Origin of the sequence: Burkholderia sp. Bp8998 (assembly GCF_003854235.1) — a bacterium.
In the GTDB taxonomy this organism is placed as follows: Bacteria; Pseudomonadota; Gammaproteobacteria; order Burkholderiales; family Burkholderiaceae; genus Burkholderia.
Window position 1 is genome coordinate 192095 of the sequence record NZ_QTQF01000004.1, and the last position, 21574, is coordinate 213668.

Consider the following 21574-nt stretch of genomic DNA (forward strand, 5'->3'; position numbering starts at 1 on the left):
AGGGCCCGCCTGATGGCCGAGATCGTCGTCGCCGGCGAACTGCTGGCCGAATTCGTTGCCGCCGAGCGCGGCCAGGGTTTCGACACGCCAGGCTTGTTCGCGGGCCCGTTCCCGAGCGGCGCGCCGGCGATCTTCGCCGACCAGGCCGCGCGGCTCGGTGCGCGGGTCGCCTACGCGGGCTGCGTCGGCCGCGATGCGTTCGGCGACGCGATCGTCGCGCGGCTCGAGCGCGACGGCGTCGACGTCGCACGCATCCGCCGCGTCGCACGTCCGACCGGCACCGCGTTCGTTGCCTATCGCGACGACGGCTCGCGCAGCTTCGTGTTCAGCCTGTCCACCAGCGCGGCCGCGTGCGTGGACGCATCCGACGTCGACACCGCGATGTTCGACGGCTGTCGCTACTTCCACGTGATGGGCTCGTCGCTGACGAGCGAATCGGCGATCGCGGCGGTGCAGCGCGGCGTGATCGAAGCGGCGCGCGTTGGCGCGAAGGTGTCGTTCGACCCGAACGTGCGCCCTGAAATGCTGAGCTTTCGTCCGATGCGTGCGGCACTCGACGAGATGCTCGCCGCGTGCCACCTGTTCCTGCCGAGCGAAGCCGACCTGCCGTTCTTCTGCGGGCCGCAGCCGGCCGAGCGCGCGATCGCGGGCCTGCTCGCGACGCATCCGCTGCTCGAGCGCGTGGTGCTCAAGCGCGGCGCGGCCGGCAGCGTCGCGTTCGATCGCGCGAGCCGCGTCGACGCGCCGGCTTATCCCGTCGACGAACGCGATCCGACCGGCGCCGGCGACTGCTTCGGCGGCACGCTGGTCGCGAGCCTCGTCGCCGGCATGCCGATCGACGTCGCGCTGGGCCGCGCGAACGCGGCCGGCGCGATCGCGGTCACGCGGCGCGGCCCGATGGAGGGCAACAGCAGCGCGGCCGAGATCGACCGTTTCCTGACCGAGCGAGGTGTCGCATGTCCGGCCTGAGCCCCGTCGGCGAGCGCTCGCGCAGCGCGCACGCCGACGCCGTGCTGCGGATGATCTTCGACGCGAACCGCGCGGATGCGCAGCGCGGCATCTATTCGATCTGCAGCGCGCACCGGCTCGTGCTGGAGGCCGCATGCGAGACCGCGCGCGCGGACGGCTCGCCGCTCCTGATCGAGGCGACCTGCAACCAGGTGAACCATCTCGGCGGCTACACGGGCATGACGCCGGCCGATTTCCGGCGCGATGTCGATGCGATCGCGCAGCGCTGCGGGCTCGCGCCGTCGGCGCTCGTGCTCGGCGGCGACCATCTGGGCCCGAACCCGTGGCGGCACCGCCGCGCGGCCGACGCGATGCGCGAGGCGGCCGCGATGGTCGCCGCGTATGTCGAAGCCGGCTTCGAGAAGATCCACCTCGATGCGAGCATGGCGTGCGCGGACGATCCTGCGCGGCTCGACGACCGGACGATCGCCGTCCGCGCGGCCGCGCTGTGCCGCGCGGCCGAAGACGCGGCGGCGCGCGCCGGCGTCGCGCCCGTCTACGTGATCGGCACCGAAGTGCCGACGCCGGGCGGCGAAGTGGCGGGCGACACGGGCGGTGATGCGATCGCGCGGATCGCGGTCACGCGCAGCGACAGCATCGCGGCGACGCTCGACGCGCACCGCAGCGCATTCGCGGCGGCCGGGCTCGACGACGCATGGACGCGTGTCGTCGCGATCGTCGCGCAGCCGGGCGTCGATTTCGACGATCGCCACGTGCTCGACTACGACAGTGCGAAGGCCGCGTCGCTTGGCGCGAGCATCCTGCGCACGCCGCGCCTCGTGTTCGAAGCGCATTCGACCGACTACCAGACCGAAGGCGCGCTCGCCGCGCTCGTGCGCGACCACTTCGCGGTGCTGAAGGTCGGCCCCGCGCTGACCTTCGCGTTGCGCGAGGCGCTGTTCGCGCTTACCTTCATCGAGGATGCGCTGATCGACGACGGCGCGCAGCGCTCGCGGTTGCGCGACGTGGTCGACGCCGCGATGCGCGCACAGCCCGAGCACTGGGCACCGTACTACCGCGGCGACGAGACCGAGCAGCGGCTCGCGCGCCAGTTCAGCTACAGCGACCGGATCCGCTACTACTGGCTGCAGCCGGCGGTCGCGGCGGCGGTCGAGCAGCTGTTCGACAATCTCGCGCGGCAGCCGGTGCCTGAAACGCTCGTTGCGCAGTGGTTGCCGGACGTGTACGCGGCGTGCCGCGCGGGCGGCCTCGCGAAGGAACCGCGCGCGTGGGTGCGCCACCGGATACGCGACGTGATCGCGCACTATGCGCGCGCGTGCGGCATGCAGCGGCCGGCGTGACGGGCCGCGAAGGAAACGCAGCAACACGACACACGCAATACGCAACACCGACGACAGGTCGAACAATCACAGGAGACATGCCATGCAACGAAAGATGCTCGATGCCGCCGCGCGCGGCTTCGCCGGAGCCGCGCTCGCGACGGCCGCGTGCGCGGCGTCCGCCGGCACGCTGACGATCGCGACGCTGAACAACCCGGACATGATCGAGTTGAAGAAGCTGTCGCCCGCGTTCGAGAAGGCGAACCCGGACATCAAGCTGAACTGGGTGATCCTCGAGGAGAACGTGCTGCGCCAGCGCGCGACCACCGACATCACGACCGGCAGCGGCCAGTTCGACGTGATGGCGATCGGCACCTACGAGACGCCGCAGTGGGGCAAGCGCGGCTGGCTCGCGCCGATGACGGGGCTGCCCGCCGACTACGACCTGAACGACATCGTGAAGACGGCGCGCGACAGCCTGTCGTACAACGGCCAGCTGTATGCGCTGCCATTCTACGTCGAGAGTTCGATGACGTTCTACCGCAAGGACCTGTTCGCGGCGAAGGGGCTCAAGATGCCCGACCAGCCGACCTACGACCAGATCGCCGAGTTCGCGGACAAGCTCACCGACAAGGCGAAGGGCACCTACGGGATCTGCCTGCGCGGCAAGGCCGGGTGGGGCGAGAACATGGCGTACGTGTCGACGGTCGTGAACACGTTCGGCGGCCGCTGGTTCGACGAGAACTGGAACGCGCAGCTGACGTCGCCGGAATGGAAGAAGGCGATCGGCTTCTACGTGAACCTGCTGAAGAAAGACGGCCCGCCGGGAGCGAGCTCCAACGGCTTCAACGAGAACCTGACCCTGACCGCCTCGGGCAAGTGCGCGATGTGGATCGACGCGACGGTCGCGGCCGGGATGCTCTATAACAAACAGCAGTCGCAGGTCGCCGACAGGATCGGTTTCGCGGCCGCGCCGGTCGCCGCCACGCCGAAGGGCTCGCACTGGCTGTGGGCATGGGCGCTGGCCGTGCCGAAGACGTCGAAGCAGCAGGACGCCGCGCGCAAGTTCATCGCGTGGGCGACGTCGAAGCAGTACATCGAGATGGTCGGCAAGGACGAAGGCTGGGCGTCGGTGCCGCCGGGCACGCGCGCGTCGACCTACCAGCGCCCCGAGTACAAGGCCGCCGCGCCGTTCTCGGACTTCGTGCTGAAGGCGATCGAGACCGCCGACCCGAACGATCCGTCGCTGAAGAAGGTGCCGTACACGGGCGTGCAGTACGTCGGGATTCCTGAATTCCAGTCGTTCGGCACGGTCGTCGGCCAGGCGATCGCGGGTGCGGTGGCCGGCCAGATGACGGTCGACCAGGCGCTGGCCGCCGGGCAGGCCGCCGCCGACCGCGCGGTCCGGCAGGCCGGCTACAGGAAGTGACGCGGCCCGCACCGTGCGCGCCACAGCGCACGGTGCACGCCGCCGAAGCAGAAACGCGGGCCGGTCGTTCGCGCCCGCGCCTCAACCGGAGGGACTCCGATCATGCGTCATTTACGTCTTCCCCTGAGCCACGCGCCGTCGGTCGGCGACGCGTCGTCGCCGCCGGGCGCGCCGCGCCGTGCGCGCGGCGGCGCCAGCTGGCTCGTGTCGCCGTCCGTCGCGGTGCTGCTGCTGTGGATGTCGATTCCGCTCGCGATGACGATCTGGTATTCGTTCTCGCGCTACAACCTGCTGAACCCGGACGTGAAGGGCTTCGCGGGCCTCGACAACTACCGCTTCCTCGCGACCGATCCGTCGTTCCTGCCCGCGATCTGGCACACGCTCGTGCTGATCGGCGCGGTGCTTGCGATCACCGTGGTCGGCGGCGTGCTGATGGCCGTGCTGTTCGACCGCAAGTTCTACGGGCAGGGCGTGGCGCGCCTGCTCGTGATCGCGCCGTTCTTCGTGATGCCGACGGTCGCCGCGCTGATCTGGAAGAACATGATCCTGCATCCGGTGTACGGGCTCGTCGCGAACGCGATGCGCGCGCTCGGGATGACGCCGATCGACTGGTTCGCCGATTACCCGCTCACCGCCGTGATCATCATCGTCGCGTGGCAGTGGCTGCCGTTCGCGTTCCTGATCCTGTTCACCGCGATCCAGTCGCTCGACCAGGAGCAGAAGGAAGCCGCGCGCATCGACGGCGCGGGCCCGATCGCGATGTTCCTCTACATCACGCTGCCGCACCTGAAGCGCGCGATCGCCGTGGTCGTGATGATGGAGACGATCTTCCTGCTGTCGATCTTCGCGGAGATCTACACGACGACGGGCGGCGGCCCGGGCAATGCGACGACCAACCTGTCGTACCTGATCTACGCGCTCGGCCTGCAGCAGTTCGACGTCGGCCTCGCATCCGCGGGCGGGATCATCGCCGTCGTGGTCGCGAACGTCGTGTCGTTCTTCCTGGTGCGGATGCTCGCGCGCAACCTGAAGGGGGAGTACGAAAAATGAGCGACCTGACTTTCGAAGGCCGGCGCGCGCCGGCCCCGCTCGACCTCGTGCGGCGCGCGCTGCCCGGCGCGCTCGCGTGGCTGCTCGCGCTGCTGCTGTTCTTCCCGATCTTCTGGATGGCGATCACCGCGTTCAAGACCGAGCAGCAGGCGTACGCGTCGACGCTGTTCTTCATGCCGACGCTCGACAGCTTCCGCGAGGTGTTCGCGCGCAGCAACTACTTCTCGTTCGCGTGGAACTCGGTGCTGATCTCGGCGGGCGTCACGGTGATCTCGCTGCTGCTCGCGGTGCCGGCCGCCTACGCGATGGCGTTCTTCCCGAACCACCGCACGCAGAAGGTGCTGCTGTGGATGCTGTCGACCAAGATGATGCCGTCGGTCGGCGTGCTCGTGCCGATCTACCTGCTGTGGAAGAACGCGGGGCTGCTCGATACCGTGTCGGGTCTCGTGATCGTGTACACGCTGATCAACCTGCCGATCGCGGTGTGGATGACCTTCACGTACTTCAACGAGATCCCGAAGGACATCCTCGAGGCAGGGCGCATCGACGGCGCGTCGACGTGGCAGGAGATCGTCTACCTGCTGATGCCGATGGCGCTGCCGGGGCTCGCGTCCACCGCGCTCCTGCTCGTGATCCTGTCGTGGAACGAGGCGTTCTGGAGCATCAACCTGTCGAGCTCGAACGCCGCGCCGCTGACCGTGTTCATCGCGTCGTACTCGAGCCCCGAGGGGCTGTTCTGGGCGAAGCTTTCCGCAGCTTCCCTGCTCGCGGTCGCGCCGATCCTGGTCGTCGGCTGGCTGTCGCAGAAGCAGCTCGTGCGCGGGCTCACGTTCGGGGCGGTCAAATGAGCGCGGCCGGCGAAGGTGCGGCCGGCGAAGGTGCGACCGGCGAAGGCGCGGCCGGCGAAGGTGCGATCGGCCACGGCATGAACGTGCTGATCTGCGATTGCGACGGCGTGCTGATCGACAGCGAGGCCGTCGCCGCCGACGTGATCGTGCGCGAACTCGACGCGCGCTGGCCGGGCGTCGATGCGCGGCCGGCGGTGATGCCGCTGCTCGGACTGCGCATCGAGCGCGTGCTGGCCGGCGCGGGCGAGGCCGTCGGCCGCACGCTGACGGCCGACGACGTCGACGCGATCCGCCGCGCGGTCGAGGCGGCGGCCGTCAATGCGCCGATGGTCGACGGGATCGATACGGCACTCGCGGCGCTCGCGCTGACGACCGCATGCGCGAGCAACAGCTACCGCACGTACGTCGAGGCGGCGCTCGCGCGCACCGGCCTCGCGCGCTTCTTCGGCGACCGGTTGTTCTGCGCGGATTCAGTCGCGCGGCCGAAGCCGGCGCCCGACGTGTATCTCGCGGCCGCGCGCGCGCTCGGCGTGGTGCCCGCGCAATGCCTCGTCGTCGAGGACAGCGCGACCGGCATCACCGCGGCCGCCGCGGCAGGCATGACCGTGCTCGGCTTCGTCGGCGGCGGGCATGCGTCGGCCGCGCAGATCGACGCGCTGCGCGGGATCGGCGCGCGTCACGTATTCGACGACATGCACGAGCTGCCCGGCTACGTCGCGCGCTGGCAGGCGACCGGCGCCGTGCTGCCGAGCTAGCAACCACGAACGATTGCGCGCCGCGTCGAACGCGGCGCATCACGAACGAACGGAGACAGACCATGGCAAGCGTGCTCCTGCGCAACATCGCGAAGCGCTACGACGACACCGAAGTGCTTCGCAACGTGAACCTCGACATCGCCGACGGCGAATTCGTCGTGTTCGTCGGGCCGAGCGGCTGCGGCAAATCCACGCTGATGCGGATGATCGCCGGGCTCGAGGACATCTCGAGCGGCGACCTGCTGATCGACGGCGCGAAGGTCAACGACGTGCCGAGCGCGAAGCGCGGCATCGCGATGGTGTTCCAGTCGTATGCGCTGTATCCGCACATGACGCTGTACGACAACATGGCGTTCGGCCTGAAGCTCGCCGGCGCGAAGAAGCCGGAGATCGACCAGGCGGTGAAGCAGGCCGCGAAGATCCTGCACATCGATCATCTGCTCGACCGCAAGCCGAAGCAACTGTCGGGCGGCCAGCGGCAGCGCGTCGCGATCGGCCGCGCGATCACGCGCAAGCCGAAGGTGTTCCTGTTCGACGAGCCGTTGTCGAACCTCGATGCCGCGCTGCGCGTGAAGATGCGCCTGGAATTCGCGCGGCTGCACGACGAGCTGAAGACGACGATGATCTATGTGACGCACGACCAGGTCGAGGCGATGACGCTCGCCGACAAGATCGTCGTGCTGTCGGGCGGCGCGGTGCAGCAGGTCGGCACGCCGAACGCGCTGTACCACGCGCCGGCCAACCAGTTCGTCGCGGGTTTCATCGGCTCGCCGAAGATGAACTTCCTGAAGGGCACGGTCGAGTCGGTCGACGCGACCGGCGTGCTGGTGCGCTTCGACAGCGGCGAGACGCAGCGCGTCGCGGTCGAGGCGGCGGCGCTGCAGCGCGGCGCGGCCGTCACGGTCGGCGTGCGGCCCGAGCATCTGCTGGTGGGGCAGGCGGCGACCGGCGTCGCGGCACGGACGATGGCCGTCGAATCGCTCGGCGATGCCGCGTATCTGTATGCGGAGTCGGCCGTCGCGCCGGACGGGCTGATCGCGCGGATTCCGCCGCTCGACACGTACCGCACCGGCGAGGCGCTGCACGTGCACGCGCAGGCCGAGCACTGCCACCTGTTCGACGAGCAGGGTCAGGCGTTCCGGCGGCTGAGCGCGCACGCGAAGGCGGCGTGATGCACGGGCGCACGGCGCGCGCTGGTCGCGCGTGCCGTGCGCCGCAGGGGGTGGACGACAGGCGCGCCCGTTCAGCGGCGTCAGGCCGCCTTCGCCTCGAGCGCCGCGCGCGCACAGGTCTCGTCGGTGACGAGCCCCGACAGCCAGCCGCCGCGCAGCGCGGCGATCACCGCGTCGCGCTTCTTCGGGCCGCCCGCGAACGCGATCGTCGGACGCTTCGGTGGCGTGTGTAGCGCGACGCTCGTCACGCGCGCGCTCGTCGACACGTCGACCAGCCTGCCCTGTGCATCGATCGGCACGCCGAGCAGTTCGGCCACCGCGCCGAGCGCGGTCATTTCGTCGCGTTCCTGTTCGGTGATGAAGCCGTCCTCGTAGAGCGGGCAATGCGGGCCGATGTTGCCGATCCCGACGAACGCGACGTCGGCCTGCGCCGACAGCGCATCGACGATCCGGTACAGCCGGTGATTGCACCACTGCGCGCGCTCGGCGTCGCTGTCGGCGAACAGCGGCGCGGGCAGCAGGAAGTGCTTGCCGCCGGTCTTCTCGGAGATGTACTGCGCGACGTCGTAGCGGTTCGACGAGCCGTCGGCCGCGATCGCGCCGACCATCGACACGAGCCGGTGCTGCGGCCGCTCGATCTGCGCGATCTGCGCGACCGCGGCCTTCAGCGTCCGGCCGCTGCTGACGGCGATCACCATCGGCCGCGTTTCGTTCAGGTAGCGCTCCATCACCTGCGCGCCGGCGACCGCGAGCTTGCGGTCGATCGCTTCGGGGGCATCGGCATCGACGGGCACGACTTCGCACATCGCGAGCCCGTAGCGTTTCGACAGTTGCGCGCCGAGGTCGAGACAGTCGGCGAGCTGGTGATCGACGCGCACGCGGATCAGGTTCTTCTCGACCGCGAACGCGACGAGGCGCTGCGCGACCGGGCGCGACACCTGCAGCTTCTCGGCGATCTCGTTCTGCGTGTCGCCCGCGACGTAGTAGAGCCACGCGGCACGCGTGGCGAGATCGAGTTTTTCTGAGGACTTGGACACGATAGCGGTTCGGTTTGGATCTGGGGGCCGCCCCGCGGGCCGTCCGTCGGGCGGCGCAACGGCATCCACTGTAACGCATGCCGGGCGCGGCCGACGGCCACGGCGCGTCGCCGCGGCGGCGCTTACGCGAGCCGCGCGCGCGACGGTTCGTAAAGCGGGCGCACGTGGCGATACAGCGCGCGGAATGCGTCGAGGCGTTCGCGCAGCTGCGCATGACGGGCGGTGTCGGGCGCATATTCGGCGCGCACCGGGGGCTTGGTCAGCACGACATGCGGATCGCCGCCGACCGCGAGCCAGCCCAGCCGCGCCGCGCCGAGCGCCGCACCCGTTTCGCCGCCGCCGTGCTGGCGCGTGCGCACGTTCAGCGCGTCGGCGATCAGCTGCGCCCAGAACGCGCTGCGCGCGCCGCCGCCGATCAGCGACAGCCGGTCGGTTTCGACGCCGGCCGTGTGCAGCGCATCGAGGCCGTCCGCGAGGCCGAGCGTCACGCCTTCCAGCACCGCGTAGCCGAGATGCGCGCGTTCGGTCGCGTGCGTCATCCCGAAGAACACGCCCTGCGCATACGGATCGTTGTGCGGCGTGCGTTCGCCGGACAGGTAGGGCAGGAACAGCGGCGCGGTCGCGAGCGCGTCCGCGTCGAGCGCCTCGATTTCGGCGAGCAGCGCCGGCTCGTCGGTGCCCGTCAGCTTGCAGACCCAGCGCAGGCAGCTCGCGGCCGACAGCACGACGCTCATCAGTTGCCAACGATCGGGGATCGCATGACAGAACGCATGCACGGCGGATGCGGGATTCGGCATGAAGCGGTCGCCGACCACGCTCAGCACGCCCGACGTGCCGAGCGACACGAAGCCATCGCCCGCATGGATCGCGCCGATGCCGAGCGCGCTCGTCGCGTTGTCGCCGCCGCCGCCCGCCACCACGACGGCCTCCGACAGCCCGAGTTCGCGCGCGACGTCCGCGCGCAGCGTGCCGGACGGCGCGTTGCCTTCGACGATGCGCGGCATCTGGTCGCGCGTCATGTCGCACGCGGCGAGCAGCGCGTCGGACCAGTCGCGGCGCGCGACGTCGAGCCACAGCGTGCCGGCCGCGTCGGACGGATCGGACACCTTCGCACCGGTGAGCCGGAAGCGCAGGTAGTCCTTCGGCATCAGCACGCACGCGGTCGCGGCGAACACGTCGGGTTCGTGCTTCGCGACCCACAGCAGTTTCGGCGCGGTGAAGCCGGGCATCGCGAGATTGCCGGCCAGCGCGTGCAGATCGGGCGCGCGTTCGGTGAGCAGCGCGCATTCGTCGGCGCTGCGCATGTCGTTCCACAGGATCGCGGGGCGCAGCACGCGATCGTCGCGGCCGAGCAGCACCGCGCCGTGCATCTGTCCGGACAGGCCGATCCCGCGCACCTGCGCGAAGGCATGCGGATGCCGCGCGCGCAGCGCCGCGAGTGCGGCGAGCGTGCCTTGCCACCAGTCGTCCGGATGCTGTTCCGCCCAGCGCGGGTGCGGCCGCGACACGCTGAACGGCGTGCCCGCGGTGCCGACCACGGTGCCGTCCGGGGCCAGCAGCAGCACCTTCACTTCCGAGGTGCCGAGGTCGATGCCGAGATACATGAGCGATCCGTTCCGTCAGTGAGGAGCCGCTACTTTAGCCGTCCGCGTGCACGCATGCCAACGCAGGTTCGCCCGGATGCGCGGCCGCTTTGCCCGGCCCGGGGCCGCGCATCAGCGCTGCGCGAGCCATGCGTCGACGCGCGCGAGCCCGGCGCGCAGCGCTTCGAACAGCGCCGCGTTGCCGGCGAGCGAGCCCCACAGCGCGCGGCTCGCGCACAACGCGACGACCGGGTCGTCGGCTTCGACGATCGCTCGCGCGGCGCCGTCGTCCATCACGCCGTCCTGGTACGCATACGGCAGCAAGCCGCGCGCCCAGCGTTCGAGAAAACGCAGGAACAGCGCCGGCAGCACGGCGGTAGCGACTGGTGCCGCGCCGCGCGCGAACGATTCGGCGAGCGTCGGCGCGATGAAGCCGGGAATCTTCGAGAAGCCGTCGGCCGCGACGCGCTGGTTCGTGTCGAGCACGTACGGATTGCCGAAACGTTCGAGCACGACGTCGCGGTAGCGTTCGAGGTCGAGCGGGCTCGGGCTGAGACACGGGATCACGTCCTGCGTCACGTAGTCGTGCGCGAAGCGGCGGATCGCCGCGTCGTGCATGCCTTCGTGGATGTACGTGTGGCCCGCGAGCGTTCCGGCCCACGCGATGCAGCTGTGCGTCGCGTTGAGGATGCGGATCTTCGCTTCCTCGTACGGATGCACGTCGTCGACCAGTTCCGCGCCGGCCAGCTCCCAGCGCGGCCGGCCCGCCGCGAAGCGGTCCTCGATCACCCACTGGATGAACGATTCGCCCATCACCGGACACGCGTCGTCGACGCCGGTGGCCGCGCGCACGCGTTCGCGCACGTTGGCGGTCGGGCGCGGCGTGATGCGGTCGACCATCGCGCTCGGCGTCGCGACGTTCGCATCGAACCAGGCGAGCAGGCCGGCCTCGCCGCGCCGTTCGAGGAATTCGCGCATGCCCGCGCGAAAGCGCGCGCCGTTGTTGCGCAGGTTGTCGCAGCTCTGCAGCGTGAGCGGGCCCGCGCTGCGTATCACACGCTCGGCGAGCAGCGCCGCGAGCGCGCCGTACAGCGTCGTGCGCGCGCCCTGCAGGTCGGCCGCGAGATCGGGGTTCGCGAGGTCGAGCCGGTCGTGTTCGTCGAGGTAGTAGCCGCCTTCGGTGACGGTGAACGACACGATCCGGCACGCCGGATCGGCGCCGGCATCGATCAGCGCGGCGAGATCGATCGACCACGGCAGCACGCGCGAGATCGCGCGGATCGTTTCGTAGGCGCGCTCGCCTTGCGGCGTGACGGTTTCGAGCGTGTAGGCGCCGTGCTGGGCGGCGAGCGCGTCCATCGTCGCGCGCATGTCGTCGCGGATGTTGCCGACGGTCAGCGACCAGCGTTCGTCGGCCGGTACGGCCGCGTTCGCGCGATGCAGATACCACGCCTGGTGCGCGCGGTGGAACGAGCCTGCGCCGATGTGCAGCAGCACGGGCGCATGGGCGGGGGACGATTCGCTCATCCGGTGTCTCCTGTTCGTGCCAGTCTTTCCTGTCGAATACGATCATTTGCTCTTTACGTGAGCGAATGATCGTATTTGGGCGCGCGAAAGTCAAGGCGGGAACATGGCGTTTCGATGGTGCGCCGCGGCGGCGCGCGCGTCGCTTGCACCGCTTGTCGACGGCGGGGACGGGCGTCAGCGCCCGTCGCGCGTCAATGCGACGAGTTCGTCGAGCAGCTTGCCGGCCGGCCCCGGCAGGATGCCGTGGCGGCGGCGGAACGCGGTGAGCGTGCGTATCGCGACGACCTCGCGCACCGGCAGCGTATCGATCGTGCCGGCGCGCTGTTCGGCGCCGTACATCGGCTCGGCCATCCAGCTCAGGAACCCCGCGTGCGCGACGAGGCTCTTCAGCGTCGTGACCGAGCGCGTCTCGACCGCGATGTCGGGCAACGCGAGCCCGTGCACGTCGAAGGTCGCGCGCATGTGGTCGAACGGCGCGGTGCCGCGCGGCGGAATCGCCCAGCGCGCGTGCAGCGTGTCGGCGAGCGTCGGCGGGCGGCCGAGCGCGCGCAGCGGATGGTGCGGTGCCGCAACGATATGGCTGCGATCTTCCCAGCGGCACTCCGGAATCGCGACGATCTCGTCGGTGTCGGGCCCGTGCGCGGACAGCGCGAGATCGATCTCGTGCTTGTGGAGCCCTTCCGCGAGCCGGTCCCACACGCCTTCGAGAATCTCGACGCGCAGGTTCGGCCAGCGGTCGAGCACGCGGCCGACCGCGACCGGCAGCACGAGGCTCGCGATGCTGCCCACCGCGCCGACCTTGATCGTGCCCTTCGCGAAGCCACGCATCGCGTCGAGCTCCTCGCGCGCGTGCTGGGCCTCGTGCTGCAGCAGCGTCGCGTGCGGCAGCAGCGCCTCGCCGAACGCGGTCAGCTGCACGCCTTTCGAATGGCGCTCGAACAGCGGCGCGCCGATCTGGTCCTCGAGCCGCTTCAGGATCCGGCTCAGCGCCGGCTGGGTCACGTGCAGCGCGTCGGCCGCGCGGCCGAGGCTGCCGCACGCGACGATGGTCGTGAACGCACGCAATTGTCGGAGATCGAAAGTCATGCCGAACCGTAATGGCTTTTCGCAGAAAATACAGTATCCGCGAATGACTCGCGCTTCGATACTGTGGAAATCGCCAAGCCACCGAGGAGACGCCCGAGCATGTCCGGCAACCCGTCCCAATCCGCCGCCCCGATCACCGTCCGCGACGCCGTCATCGACCTGTTTCGCCAGTTCGGCATCGATCGCGTGTTCGGCAATCCCGGCTCGACCGAGCTGCCGATGTTCCGCGATTTCCCCGCCGATTTCCGCTACGTGCTCGGCCTGCAGGAGGCCGTCGTGGTCGGGATGGCGGACGGTCATGCGCAGGCCACCGGCAATGCGGCGGTCGTCAATCTGCATTCGGCGGCCGGCGTCGGCAACGCGATGGGTAACCTGTTCACCGCGTTCAGGAACCGTACGCCGCTGATCGTCACCGCCGGCCAGCAGGCGCGCGCGATCCTGCCGTTCGATCCGTTCCTCGGCGCGACGCAGGCCGCCGAACTGCCGAAGCCGTACGTGAAATGGAGCATCGAGCCCGCGCGTGCGCAGGACGTGCCGGCCGCGATCGCGCGTGCGTACCGGATCGCGATGCAGGAGCCGCGCGGCCCCGTGTTCGTATCGATCCCGGTTGACGACTGGGACCAGCCGGCCGAGTTGCTGCCGCGCCGCGACGTGAGCAGCGTCGTGCGGCCCGACCCCGATGCGCTCGCACGGCTCGGCGACGCGCTCGATGCCGCGCGGCGTCCCGCGCTGGTGGTCGGCGCGGCCGTCGATCGGGCCGGTGCGTGGGACGACGTCGTGCGGCTCGCCGAGCGGCACCGGGCCAGCGTGTACGTCGCGCCGATGTCGGGGCGCTGCAGCTTTCCCGAGGACCATCCGCTGTTCGCCGGCTTCCTGCCCGCGATTCGCGAGAAGATCGTCGCGCGGCTCGACGGGCACGATCTCGTGTTCGCGTTCGGCGCGCCCGCGTTCACCTATCACATCGAGGGCTTCGGCCCGCACGTGCCGCCGGGCGCCACGCTCGTGCAGCTCGTCGACGATCCCGGCATCGCCGCGTGGACGCCGTCGGGCGACGCGGTCGTCGGCAACCTGCGGCTCGCGGCGCGCGACCTGCTGGCCCGGCCGGCGCCGGCCGGGCGGCCGATGCCCGCGCCGCGGCCGGCGCGTGCGCGCGCCGACGCGCCGGCCGCCGGCGAGCGGATGTCGGTGGCATTCGCGTTGCAGACGCTCGCCGACGTGCGCGACGCGCACGACATCGTCGTCGAGGAAGCGCCGAGCGCGCGGCCGGTGATGCAGGCGCACCTGCCGTTCACGCGAAGCGGCACGTTCTACACGATGGACAGCGGCGGGCTCGGCTACGGGATGCCGGCCGCGGTCGGCGTCGCGCTCGCGCAGCCGGGGCGGCGCGTGATCGGGCTGATCGGCGACGGGTCGAGCCTCTATTCGATCCAGGCAGTGTGGAGCGCCGCGCAGCTGAGGCTGCCGATCACGTTCGTGATCCTGAACAATCGCCGCTACGCGGCACTGCAGGAATTCGCGCCGGTGTTCGGCTTCGGCCCCGACGATCCGGTGCAGGGCACCGATCTGCCCGATCTGGATTTCGTCGCGCTCGCGCAAGGGATGGGGTGTCGCGGCATCCGCGTCGCCGATGCCGCGCACCTGCACGACACGCTGACGGATGCGCTGCGGGCCGATACGCCCGTCGTCGTCGACGTCGAGGTTGCCTGACGCGCGTGGCGCGTCGTTCCGGAGAATCCATGCAAACCCTATCGATGTTGATCGGCGGCGAACGCCGCCATTCGTCCAGCGGCGCGACCTTCGTGCGCCGCAACCCGCTCGACGGCGAAGTCGCGTCGGCCGCGCCCGCGTGCACGGTCGACGATGCCCGCGCGGCGGCCGACGCGGCCGCCCGTGCGTTTCCCGAATGGGCCGCGCTCGGCCCCGGTGCGCGCCGCGCGCTGCTGCTGAAGGCCGCTGCCGCGCTCGAAGCGAAGCACGAGCAGTTCGTCGCCGCGATGGCGGCCGAAACGGGCGCGTCGGCGCTGTGGGCCGGCTTCAACGTACACCTCGCCGCGAGCGGGCTCGTCGAGGCCGCGTCGCTGACCACGCAGATCGGCGGCGAGCTGATCCCGTCCGATGTGCCCGGTTCGCTCGCGATGGGCGTGCGGCAGCCCGCGGGCGTCGTACTCGGCATCGCGCCGTGGAACGCGCCGGTGATCCTCGCGACGCGCGCGCTCGCGCTGCCGCTCGCCTGCGGCAACACGGTCGTGCTGAAGGGCTCCGAACTGTGCCCGGTCACGCACGGGCTGATCGTCGAGGCGCTGCAGGAGGCCGGGCTGCCGCCGGGCGTCGTGAACTTCGTGACGAACGCGCCCGAGGATGCGGGCGCCGTCGTCGACGCCCTGATCGCCCATCCGGCCGTGCGTCGCGTGAATTTCACCGGATCGACGCGCGTCGGGCGGATCGTCGCCGAAGCGTGCGCGCGCCATCTGAAACCGTCGGTGCTCGAACTCGGCGGCAAGGCGCCGTTCGTCGTGCTCGACGATGCGGATCTCGACGCGGCGGTCGCGGCGGCCGCATTCGGCGCGTTCGCGAATTCCGGACAGATCTGCATGTCGACCGAGCGGATCGTCGTCGACGCATCGATCGCCGACGCGTTCGTCGCGAAGCTCGCCGCCAAGGCTGCGTCGCTGCCGCTCGGCGATCCGCGTCGCGGGCCCGTCGTGCTCGGCTCGTTGATCGACATGAACGCGGTCGAGCGGTGCAACGCGCTGATCGACGATGCGCTCGCGCACGGCGCGACGCTGCGCTGCGGCGGCAAGTCGGACAGCACGCTGTTCCCGGCAACGCTGCTGGATCACGTGACGCCCGCGATGCGGATTTACGCGGAGGAATCGTTCGGGCCGGTGAAGGGCATCGTGCGGGTCGACGGCGAGGCGGCCGCGATCCGCTGCGCGAACGACAATGCGTTCGGGCTGGCGTCGGCCGTGTTCAGCCGCGATGTCGCGCGCGCGATGCGCGTCGCGGCGCGCATCGAATCGGGCATCTGCCACGTGAACGGGCCGACCGTGCACGACGAGGCGCAGATGCCGTTCGGCGGCGTGAAGGACAGCGGTTTCGGCCATTTCGGCGGCAAGGCCGGCATCGCCGCGTTCACGGACCTGCGCTGGATCACCGTGCAGACGGCGTCGCGCCACTATCCGTTCTGAGAGGCTGCCGACGATGAAGATTGCGATTCTCGGTGCCGGCGCGATGGGCTCGTTGTTCGGCGGGCTGCTGGCCGAGCACGGCGAGGCCGTCACGCTGATCGACGTGAACGACGCGCATCTCGATGCGATCCGCCGCGACGGGCTGCGTATCGACGACGATCGCGGCGAACGCCGCATCCGTGCGTTGCAGGCCGTGCGGCCGGAAGCGGCGAATGCGGCGGCAAGCGCATCGCCCGACACACCATTCGACCTGCTGATCGTTTTCACGAAATCGTTGCACACGCGTGCGGCGCTCGAAGGCGTACGCGCATTGCTGACGCCGCGTACATACGTGCTGACGCTGCAGAACGGCCTCGGCAACGTCGAGACGCTGAACGCGATCGTGCCGCTCGAGCGCATTCTGGTCGGCGTCACCACGTGGCCGGCCGACTTCGCCGGGGCGGGGCGCGTGCGCTCGCACGGTGCGGGTACGATCCGCATGAGGACGGCCGACGGCGCGGCGCGCCCGTTCGCGGCGGCCGTGGCCGACGCGCTGTCGCGTGCCGGGCTCGCGTGTTCGCTCGATGCGGACGTGTGGGCCGCGATCTGGGAAAAGGTTGCGTTCAACGCGGCGCTCAACACGCTGTGCGCGGCGACCGGCTGCACGGTCGACCAGCTCGGTCGCGAACCGGACGGCCCGCGGCTCGCGCTCGCGATCGCGGCGGAGACGGCCGCCGTCGCGCGTGCGAAAGGCATCGCCGTGGACGGCGAACGCATCGCACGCAACGTCGAGCATGCGATCCACGCGCATCGCGGCCATCGGCCGTCGATGCTGCAGGACGTGCTCGCGGGCCGCCGTACCGAGATCGACGCGATCAACGGACAGGTCGTGGAGGCCGCGCGCGAGACGGGCGTCGCGGTGCCGCATTCCGACACGCTGCTTGCGCTCGTCCGGCTGATCGACGCACGGATGAACTGAGCATCAGGCCGGCGGCCGGCTTGTGCCGCACAACGATCCGGGCGCGCCGCATGCAGGCGATGCCGGCGGATCGACACGGGTTGGACAAGATGCCGGAGCCGGCGCCGATGCATGGACGTCGACCGACCGGGCAGCACGAGATCCGGGCACGCGCCAGCGCGCCAGCCCGGGCAACTGGAGACGCCATGAAAGTCAGCAAATGCCGTTGTCTTGCCGCGCGCCGTTCGCGCACGTTGCCGCCGATGCGTGGCACCCGGGAGGTCGCATGAGCACGCGCGACGGACTGCAGCCGCCGCCGGTCGACATCGGCGCGACGCTCGACGATGGCCCGTTCACGTCGATGCAGCGTTGCGTGGTGCTGCTCGCCGCGCTCGCGATCGTGCTCGACGGCTTCGACGGCCAGTTGATCGGCTTCGCGATTCCGGTGCTGATCCGCGAATGGGGGATCACGCGCGGCGCGTTCGCGCCGGCGGTAGCCGCCGGGCTGATCGGGATGGGTATCGGCAGCGCGTGCGCGGGGCTCGTCGCGGATCGTTTCGGGCGCCGCCAGGCCGTGATCGGCAGCGTGTTCCTGTTTGGCGTCGCGACCTGCGCGATCGGCTTCGCGCCGGATGTCGCGGCGATCGCGATGCTGCGTTTCTGCGCGGGGCTCGGGATCGGCGGCGCGCTGCCGACGGCCACGACGATGACGGCCGAATACACGCCCGCGCGGCGCCGCACGATGATGGTGACGGCGACGATCGTCTGCGTGCCGCTCGGCGGCATGCTGGCCGGGTTGTTCGCGCACGAGGTGCTGCCGCGCTACGGCTGGCGCGGGCTGTTCTTCGCGGGCGGCGCGCTGCCGCTCGTGCTCGGCTTCGTGCTGGTGCGCGCGCTGCCCGAATCGCCGCGCTACCTGGCGCGTCGCCCCGCGCGCTGGCCGGAACTCGGCGCGCTGCTCGCGCGCATGCAGCGGCCCGTCGCACCCGGCACCGCGTTCACCGATCTGCGCGATGCACGCGCGCCAGGCGCACGAGGCGGGTTCGGTGCGCTGTTCGCCGGCGGGCAAGCGCGCGACACGATCGCGTTGTGGTGCGCGTTCTTCATGTGCCTGCTCGCGGTGTATGCGGCATTCAGCTGGCTGCCGACGATGCTGGCCGCGAGCGGGCTGAGCGTGTCGGTCGCGGGCTCGGGACTCACCGCATACAACCTCGGCGGCGTGATCGGCGCGCTGTTGTGTGCATGGGCGATCGCGCATGCTGGTTCGCGCTGGCCGCTCGCGCTGTGCAGCATCGGCGGCGCCGTGAGCGCGGTGTGGCTGATGGGCGTGGATGCGGGACGCCACACGGGCTGGCTGATCGTCGGGCTCGGCCTGCACGGGCTGTTCGTCAACGCGGTGCAGTCGACGATGTATGCGCTCTGCGCGTACATCTACCCGACGGCGGTGCGGGCGACCGGCACCGCGAGCGCGCTCGCGTTCGGCCGGCTCGGCGCGATCCTGAGCGCGTTCGCGGGCGCGCTCGTGATCACCACGGGCGGTGCGACCGCGTACCTGACGATGCTGGCCGCCGCGATGGGCGTGGTGTGCATCGCGCTGCTCGCGATGCGGCGGCACATTCCGCGGCTGGCGCACGAACGTGCGTCGCCGCGCGAAGGGGACGAACTGGCCCGCACGTCGTCATGATGCGCGGGCGCACGGCGTGCGTTACAGCGTGGTGCGCACGTGCCATAGCTCGGGGAACAGCACGACGTCGAGCATCTTGCGAAGATACGGTGCGCCGCTCGTGCCGCCGGTGCCCTGCTTGAAGCCGATGATGCGCTCGACGGTCGTTACGTGACGGAAACGCCACTGGCGGAACGCATCCTCGAGATCGACGAGTTCCTCGGCCATTTCGTACAGCTCCCAGTGCTGCTGCGGGTGACGATAGACCTCGAGCCACGCGGCCTCGACGGTTTCGTCGTGACGCATCGGCTGCGTCCAGTCGCGCTCGAGCCGCTCGGGCGCGATCGGGAAGCCGCGCCGTGCGAGCAGGCGCACGACCTCGTCGTAGAACGACGGCGCCTCGAGCGTCGCGCGCACCTGTTCGAGGATGTCGGGCCGGTGCGCATGCGGCTGCAGCATCTGCACGTTCTTGTTGCCGAGCAGGAATTCGAGCTGCCGGTACTGATACGACTGGAAGCCCGACGACTGACCGAGATACGGCCGCATCGCCGAATACTCGGACGGCGTCATCGTCGACAGCACGTTCCACGCCTGCACGAGCTGCTCGAGGATCCGCGACACGCGCGCGAGCATCTTGAACGCGGGCGGCAGCGCGTCGCCGCGCACCGCGTCGAGCGCGCCGCGCAGCTCGAACAGCGCGAGCTTCATCCACAGCTCGCTCGTCTGATGCTGGATGATGAACAGCATCTCGTTGTGATCGGGCGACAGCGGATGCTGCGCGTCGAGGATCGAATTCAGCGACAGGTAGTCGCCGTAGCTCATCGACTTCGAGAAATCGAGTTGCGCGTCGTGCCAGCCGGCTTGCGCCGTGGCATCGCCCGGCACGTGCGGGGCTTCATGAGCGGGGTGGGCCGCGCGTGCGCCCGAGAACGGGCAGCCCGCCGGCGCTTCGTCGCCGGGTGGCTGCATATGACCAGAATTCACGACTCTCTCCAGATTTGAATGACGGGGGCGCGGCGCGCGGCCTGCGCGCGCCGGGCGACGCCGATCAGGTCACCGCGCCGCGCTCGGCGAACTCGGGTGCCTTCCACGCGTCGGTGGCGAGAATGTCGCGCAGCGTCTCGACGGCATCCCACACGTCGACGAAGCGCGTATAGAGCGGCGTGAAGCCGAAGCGCAGCACGTGCGGCTCGCGGTAGTCGCCGATCACGCCGCGCGCGATCAGCGCCTGCATCACCTCGTAGCCGTGCGGATGCTCGAAGCTCGCCTGCGAGCCGCGCTGGTGATGCGCGCGCGGCGTGACGAGCTTCAGCGACAGGCCCGCGCAGCGCGCTTCGACGAGCGCGATGAACGCGTCGGTGAGCGCGAGCGACTTGCGGCGGATCGCGTGCATGTCGGTCTGCAGGAACACGTCGAGCCCGCATTCGACCATCGACATCGACACGATCGGCTGCGTGCCGCACAGGAAGCGCGCGATGCCCGGATCGGGCGCGAAGGCCGGCTGCATCGCGAACGGTGCGCGGTGGCCCCACCAGCCCGACAGCGGCTGCGAGAAATGCGCGTGATGGCGGTGCGGCACCCACACGAACGCCGGCGAACCGGGGCCGCCGTTCAGGTACTTGTACGTGCAGCCGACCGCGCCGTCCGCATGCGCGCCGTTCAGATCGACCGGCACAGCGCCGGCCGAGTGCGCGAGATCCCACAGCATCAGCGCGCCCGCGTCGTGCACCAGCTGCGTGACGGCCGGCATGTCGTGCATGTAGCCGGTGCGGTAGTTCACGTGCGTGATCATCGCGATGGCCGTATCCGCGCCGAGCGCGTCGGGCAGGTCCGCCGGATCGTCGATCAGGCGCAGCTCATAGTCGCCGCCGAGCTGTTCGATCAGCCCTTGCGCGATGTACAGGTCGGTCGGGAAGTTCGAGCGCTCCGACACGATCACGCGGCGCTCCGGCGCGCGCTCGGCCTGGTGGCGCAGCATCGCCGACAGCAGCTTGAACAGGTTGATCGAGATGGTGTCGGTCACGACGGTCTCGCCGGGCGCGCCGCCGATCAGCGTCGCGAGCTTGTCGCCGAGGCGGCGCGGCAGCGCGAACCAGCCGGCGGTGTTCCAGCTGCGGATCAGGCCTTCGCCCCATTCGGCGCCGATCACTTCTTGCGCGCGGGCGGCCGATGCGCGCGGCTGCGCGCCGAGCGAGTTGCCGTCGAGATAGATCACGCCGTCGGGCAGCGCGAACTGGTTGCGCAGCGCGGCGAGCGGGTCGTCACGGTCGAGGGCGAGCGCGTCTTCACGGGTCTTGATCATGATGTCGGGTCAGTGGTTCGGTTAATCAGGCGGATCGGCCGGGCAGCGCGCGCAGCACCGCGCGCACGGGGCTCGCGTCGAGCGTCGCGAACTTCAGCGGCAGCGCGATCAGTTCGTAGTCGCCGGGCGGCACGTCGTCGAGCACGATCCCTTCGAGGATCGCCATCCGGTGCGCGCGCACGCGGTGATGCGCGTCCATGGTCTTCGATTCCTGCGGGTCGAGCGACGGCGTGTCGATGCCGATCAGCTTGACGCCGCGCGCGGCGAGCAGGTCGACGGTCTCGGGCGCGACCGCGCAGAAGCCGTTGTCCCATTGCTCGACGCTGGCGCGCGCATAGGTGCGCAGCAGCACGCGCGGCGGCACGCGGTCGAGCGCGGCCTCGAGGTCGGCCGGTCGCACGACCGGCGACGCGCCGATGCAATGGATCACGCGGCACGGGCCGAGATAGGTATCGAGCGGCACCGCGCCGATCGGCGCGCCGTCGGCGTCGTAGTGGAGCGGCGCATCGCAGTGCGCGCCCGTGTGTGGCGACAGCGTCAGGCGCGCGATGTTGACCGGCGAGCCGGCCTCCATCCGCCATACGCGTTCGACGGAAACCGGCGTGTCGCCCGGCCACACGGGGGTGGCGGGGCTGACGGGCGGCGAGATGTCCCAGAGTGTGTCCATGGCATGACGAAGCGGTGAATCGATGCTTCGAATGATAGGTGG

Annotated in this window: 18 protein-coding genes; 11 read left to right on the forward strand and 7 right to left on the reverse strand. The window is 70.4% G+C overall.

The features are described from left to right. The first annotated feature begins 12 nt into the window (after window positions 1–12). From DIE06_RS07230 to DIE06_RS07260, 7 genes are all read left to right on the forward strand, one after another. The gene (locus DIE06_RS07230) at window positions 13–969 is read left to right on the forward strand and encodes a sugar kinase (protein ID WP_124660803.1); all 957 of its coding nucleotides are present in this window, start codon (window positions 13–15) and stop codon (window positions 967–969) included. After that, window positions 957–2309: a D-tagatose-bisphosphate aldolase, class II, non-catalytic subunit gene (locus DIE06_RS07235; RefSeq protein WP_124660804.1), complete on the forward strand. Its 1353-nt coding sequence runs from the start codon at window positions 957–959 to the stop codon at window positions 2307–2309. The genes DIE06_RS07230 and DIE06_RS07235 overlap by 13 nt, the downstream gene beginning before the upstream one ends. A gap of 82 nt (window positions 2310–2391) precedes the next feature. Beyond that, on the forward strand, window positions 2392–3717 hold the full coding sequence (locus DIE06_RS07240; protein ID WP_124660805.1) for a sugar ABC transporter substrate-binding protein: 1326 nt from the start codon (window positions 2392–2394) through the stop codon (window positions 3715–3717). Window positions 3718–3819: 102 nt separating this feature from the next. Further along, entirely contained in the window at window positions 3820–4767 is a 948-nt protein-coding gene (locus DIE06_RS07245) for a carbohydrate ABC transporter permease (RefSeq protein WP_124660806.1), read from the forward strand. Beyond that, on the forward strand, window positions 4764–5615 hold the full coding sequence (locus DIE06_RS07250) for a carbohydrate ABC transporter permease (RefSeq protein WP_124660807.1): 852 nt from the start codon (window positions 4764–4766) through the stop codon (window positions 5613–5615). The genes DIE06_RS07245 and DIE06_RS07250 overlap by 4 nt, the downstream gene beginning before the upstream one ends. Window positions 5616–5692: 77 nt before the next feature. After that, window positions 5693–6370: an HAD family phosphatase gene (locus DIE06_RS07255; RefSeq protein ID WP_124660861.1), complete on the forward strand. Its 678-nt coding sequence runs from the start codon at window positions 5693–5695 to the stop codon at window positions 6368–6370. 62 nt (window positions 6371–6432) lie between these two features. Continuing rightward, the gene (locus DIE06_RS07260) at window positions 6433–7542 is read left to right on the forward strand and encodes an ABC transporter ATP-binding protein (protein ID WP_124660808.1); all 1110 of its coding nucleotides are present in this window, start codon (window positions 6433–6435) and stop codon (window positions 7540–7542) included. Between the two features lie 80 nt (window positions 7543–7622). Here the strand turns inward: DIE06_RS07260 and DIE06_RS07265 are convergent, their stop codons facing one another. From DIE06_RS07265 to DIE06_RS07280, 4 genes are all read right to left on the reverse strand, one after another. Next, entirely contained in the window at window positions 7623–8579 is a 957-nt protein-coding gene (locus DIE06_RS07265) for a sugar-binding transcriptional regulator (RefSeq protein WP_124660809.1), read from the reverse strand. Window positions 8580–8701: 122 nt separating this feature from the next. After that, a complete protein-coding gene (xylB, locus tag DIE06_RS07270) occupies window positions 8702–10183 on the reverse strand; it encodes a xylulokinase (RefSeq protein ID WP_124660810.1) in 1482 nt (493 codons plus the stop codon). A 111-nt stretch (window positions 10184–10294) separates the two neighbouring features. Continuing rightward, the gene (gene dalD / locus DIE06_RS07275; RefSeq protein ID WP_124660811.1) at window positions 10295–11689 is read right to left on the reverse strand and encodes a D-arabinitol 4-dehydrogenase; all 1395 of its coding nucleotides are present in this window, start codon (window positions 11687–11689) and stop codon (window positions 10295–10297) included. Window positions 11690–11863: 174 nt separating this feature from the next. Further along, the gene (locus tag DIE06_RS07280; RefSeq protein WP_124660812.1) at window positions 11864–12775 is read right to left on the reverse strand and encodes a LysR family transcriptional regulator; all 912 of its coding nucleotides are present in this window, start codon (window positions 12773–12775) and stop codon (window positions 11864–11866) included. Between the two features lie 99 nt (window positions 12776–12874). Here DIE06_RS07280 and mdlC point away from each other — a divergent pair, with 99 nt between their 5' ends. From mdlC to DIE06_RS07300, 4 genes are all read left to right on the forward strand, one after another. Further along, a complete protein-coding gene (gene mdlC, locus DIE06_RS07285) occupies window positions 12875–14482 on the forward strand; it encodes a benzoylformate decarboxylase (protein WP_124660813.1) in 1608 nt (535 codons plus the stop codon). A 29-nt stretch (window positions 14483–14511) separates the two neighbouring features. Continuing rightward, entirely contained in the window at window positions 14512–15963 is a 1452-nt protein-coding gene (locus DIE06_RS07290; protein ID WP_124660814.1) for an aldehyde dehydrogenase family protein, read from the forward strand. 13 nt (window positions 15964–15976) lie between these two features. Next, window positions 15977–16921 (forward strand): ketopantoate reductase family protein, encoded by a 945-nt coding sequence (locus DIE06_RS07295; RefSeq protein ID WP_124660815.1) that lies wholly within the window; start codon window positions 15977–15979, stop codon window positions 16919–16921. A 265-nt stretch (window positions 16922–17186) separates the two neighbouring features. After that, entirely contained in the window at window positions 17187–18584 is a 1398-nt protein-coding gene (locus DIE06_RS07300) for an MFS transporter (RefSeq protein WP_124660816.1), read from the forward strand. A 21-nt stretch (window positions 18585–18605) separates the two neighbouring features. Here DIE06_RS07300 and kynA read toward each other — a convergent pair whose 3' ends face one another. The 3 genes from kynA to kynB form a co-directional block, all read right to left on the reverse strand. After that, window positions 18606–19532: a tryptophan 2,3-dioxygenase gene (gene kynA / locus DIE06_RS07305; RefSeq protein WP_124660863.1), complete on the reverse strand. Its 927-nt coding sequence runs from the start codon at window positions 19530–19532 to the stop codon at window positions 18606–18608. A 79-nt stretch (window positions 19533–19611) separates the two neighbouring features. Next, window positions 19612–20865 carry a kynureninase gene (kynU, locus tag DIE06_RS07310; protein ID WP_409364488.1) on the reverse strand — a complete coding sequence of 418 codons (1254 nt, stop codon included), beginning with the start codon at window positions 20863–20865 and terminating at the stop codon, window positions 19612–19614. A 25-nt stretch (window positions 20866–20890) separates the two neighbouring features. After that, window positions 20891–21532 (reverse strand): arylformamidase, encoded by a 642-nt coding sequence (kynB, locus tag DIE06_RS07315; RefSeq protein WP_124660817.1) that lies wholly within the window; start codon window positions 21530–21532, stop codon window positions 20891–20893. Window positions 21533–21574: the final 42 nt, after the last annotated feature.

Coding starts and splice junctions, on each gene's coding strand:
- DIE06_RS07230 (WP_124660803.1), top strand. CDS start 13: ATGGCCGAGATCGTCGTCGCCGGCGAACTGCTGGCCGAATTCGTTGCC.
- DIE06_RS07235 (WP_124660804.1), top strand. CDS start 957: ATGTCCGGCCTGAGCCCCGTCGGCGAGCGCTCGCGCAGCGCGCACGCC.
- DIE06_RS07240 (WP_124660805.1), top strand. CDS start 2,392: ATGCAACGAAAGATGCTCGATGCCGCCGCGCGCGGCTTCGCCGGAGCC.
- DIE06_RS07245 (WP_124660806.1), top strand. CDS start 3,820: ATGCGTCATTTACGTCTTCCCCTGAGCCACGCGCCGTCGGTCGGCGAC.
- DIE06_RS07250 (WP_124660807.1), top strand. CDS start 4,764: ATGAGCGACCTGACTTTCGAAGGCCGGCGCGCGCCGGCCCCGCTCGAC.
- DIE06_RS07255 (WP_124660861.1), top strand. CDS start 5,693: ATGAACGTGCTGATCTGCGATTGCGACGGCGTGCTGATCGACAGCGAG.
- DIE06_RS07260 (WP_124660808.1), top strand. CDS start 6,433: ATGGCAAGCGTGCTCCTGCGCAACATCGCGAAGCGCTACGACGACACC.
- xylB (WP_124660810.1), bottom strand. CDS start 10,183: ATGTATCTCGGCATCGACCTCGGCACCTCGGAAGTGAAGGTGCTGCTG.
- dalD (WP_124660811.1), bottom strand. CDS start 11,689: ATGAGCGAATCGTCCCCCGCCCATGCGCCCGTGCTGCTGCACATCGGC.
- DIE06_RS07280 (WP_124660812.1), bottom strand. CDS start 12,775: ATGACTTTCGATCTCCGACAATTGCGTGCGTTCACGACCATCGTCGCG.
- mdlC (WP_124660813.1), top strand. CDS start 12,875: ATGTCCGGCAACCCGTCCCAATCCGCCGCCCCGATCACCGTCCGCGAC.
- DIE06_RS07290 (WP_124660814.1), top strand. CDS start 14,512: ATGCAAACCCTATCGATGTTGATCGGCGGCGAACGCCGCCATTCGTCC.
- DIE06_RS07295 (WP_124660815.1), top strand. CDS start 15,977: ATGAAGATTGCGATTCTCGGTGCCGGCGCGATGGGCTCGTTGTTCGGC.
- DIE06_RS07300 (WP_124660816.1), top strand. CDS start 17,187: ATGAGCACGCGCGACGGACTGCAGCCGCCGCCGGTCGACATCGGCGCG.
- kynA (WP_124660863.1), bottom strand. CDS start 19,532: ATGCAGCCACCCGGCGACGAAGCGCCGGCGGGCTGCCCGTTCTCGGGC.
- kynU (WP_409364488.1), bottom strand. CDS start 20,865: ATGATCAAGACCCGTGAAGACGCGCTCGCCCTCGACCGTGACGACCCG.
- kynB (WP_124660817.1), bottom strand. CDS start 21,532: ATGGACACACTCTGGGACATCTCGCCGCCCGTCAGCCCCGCCACCCCC.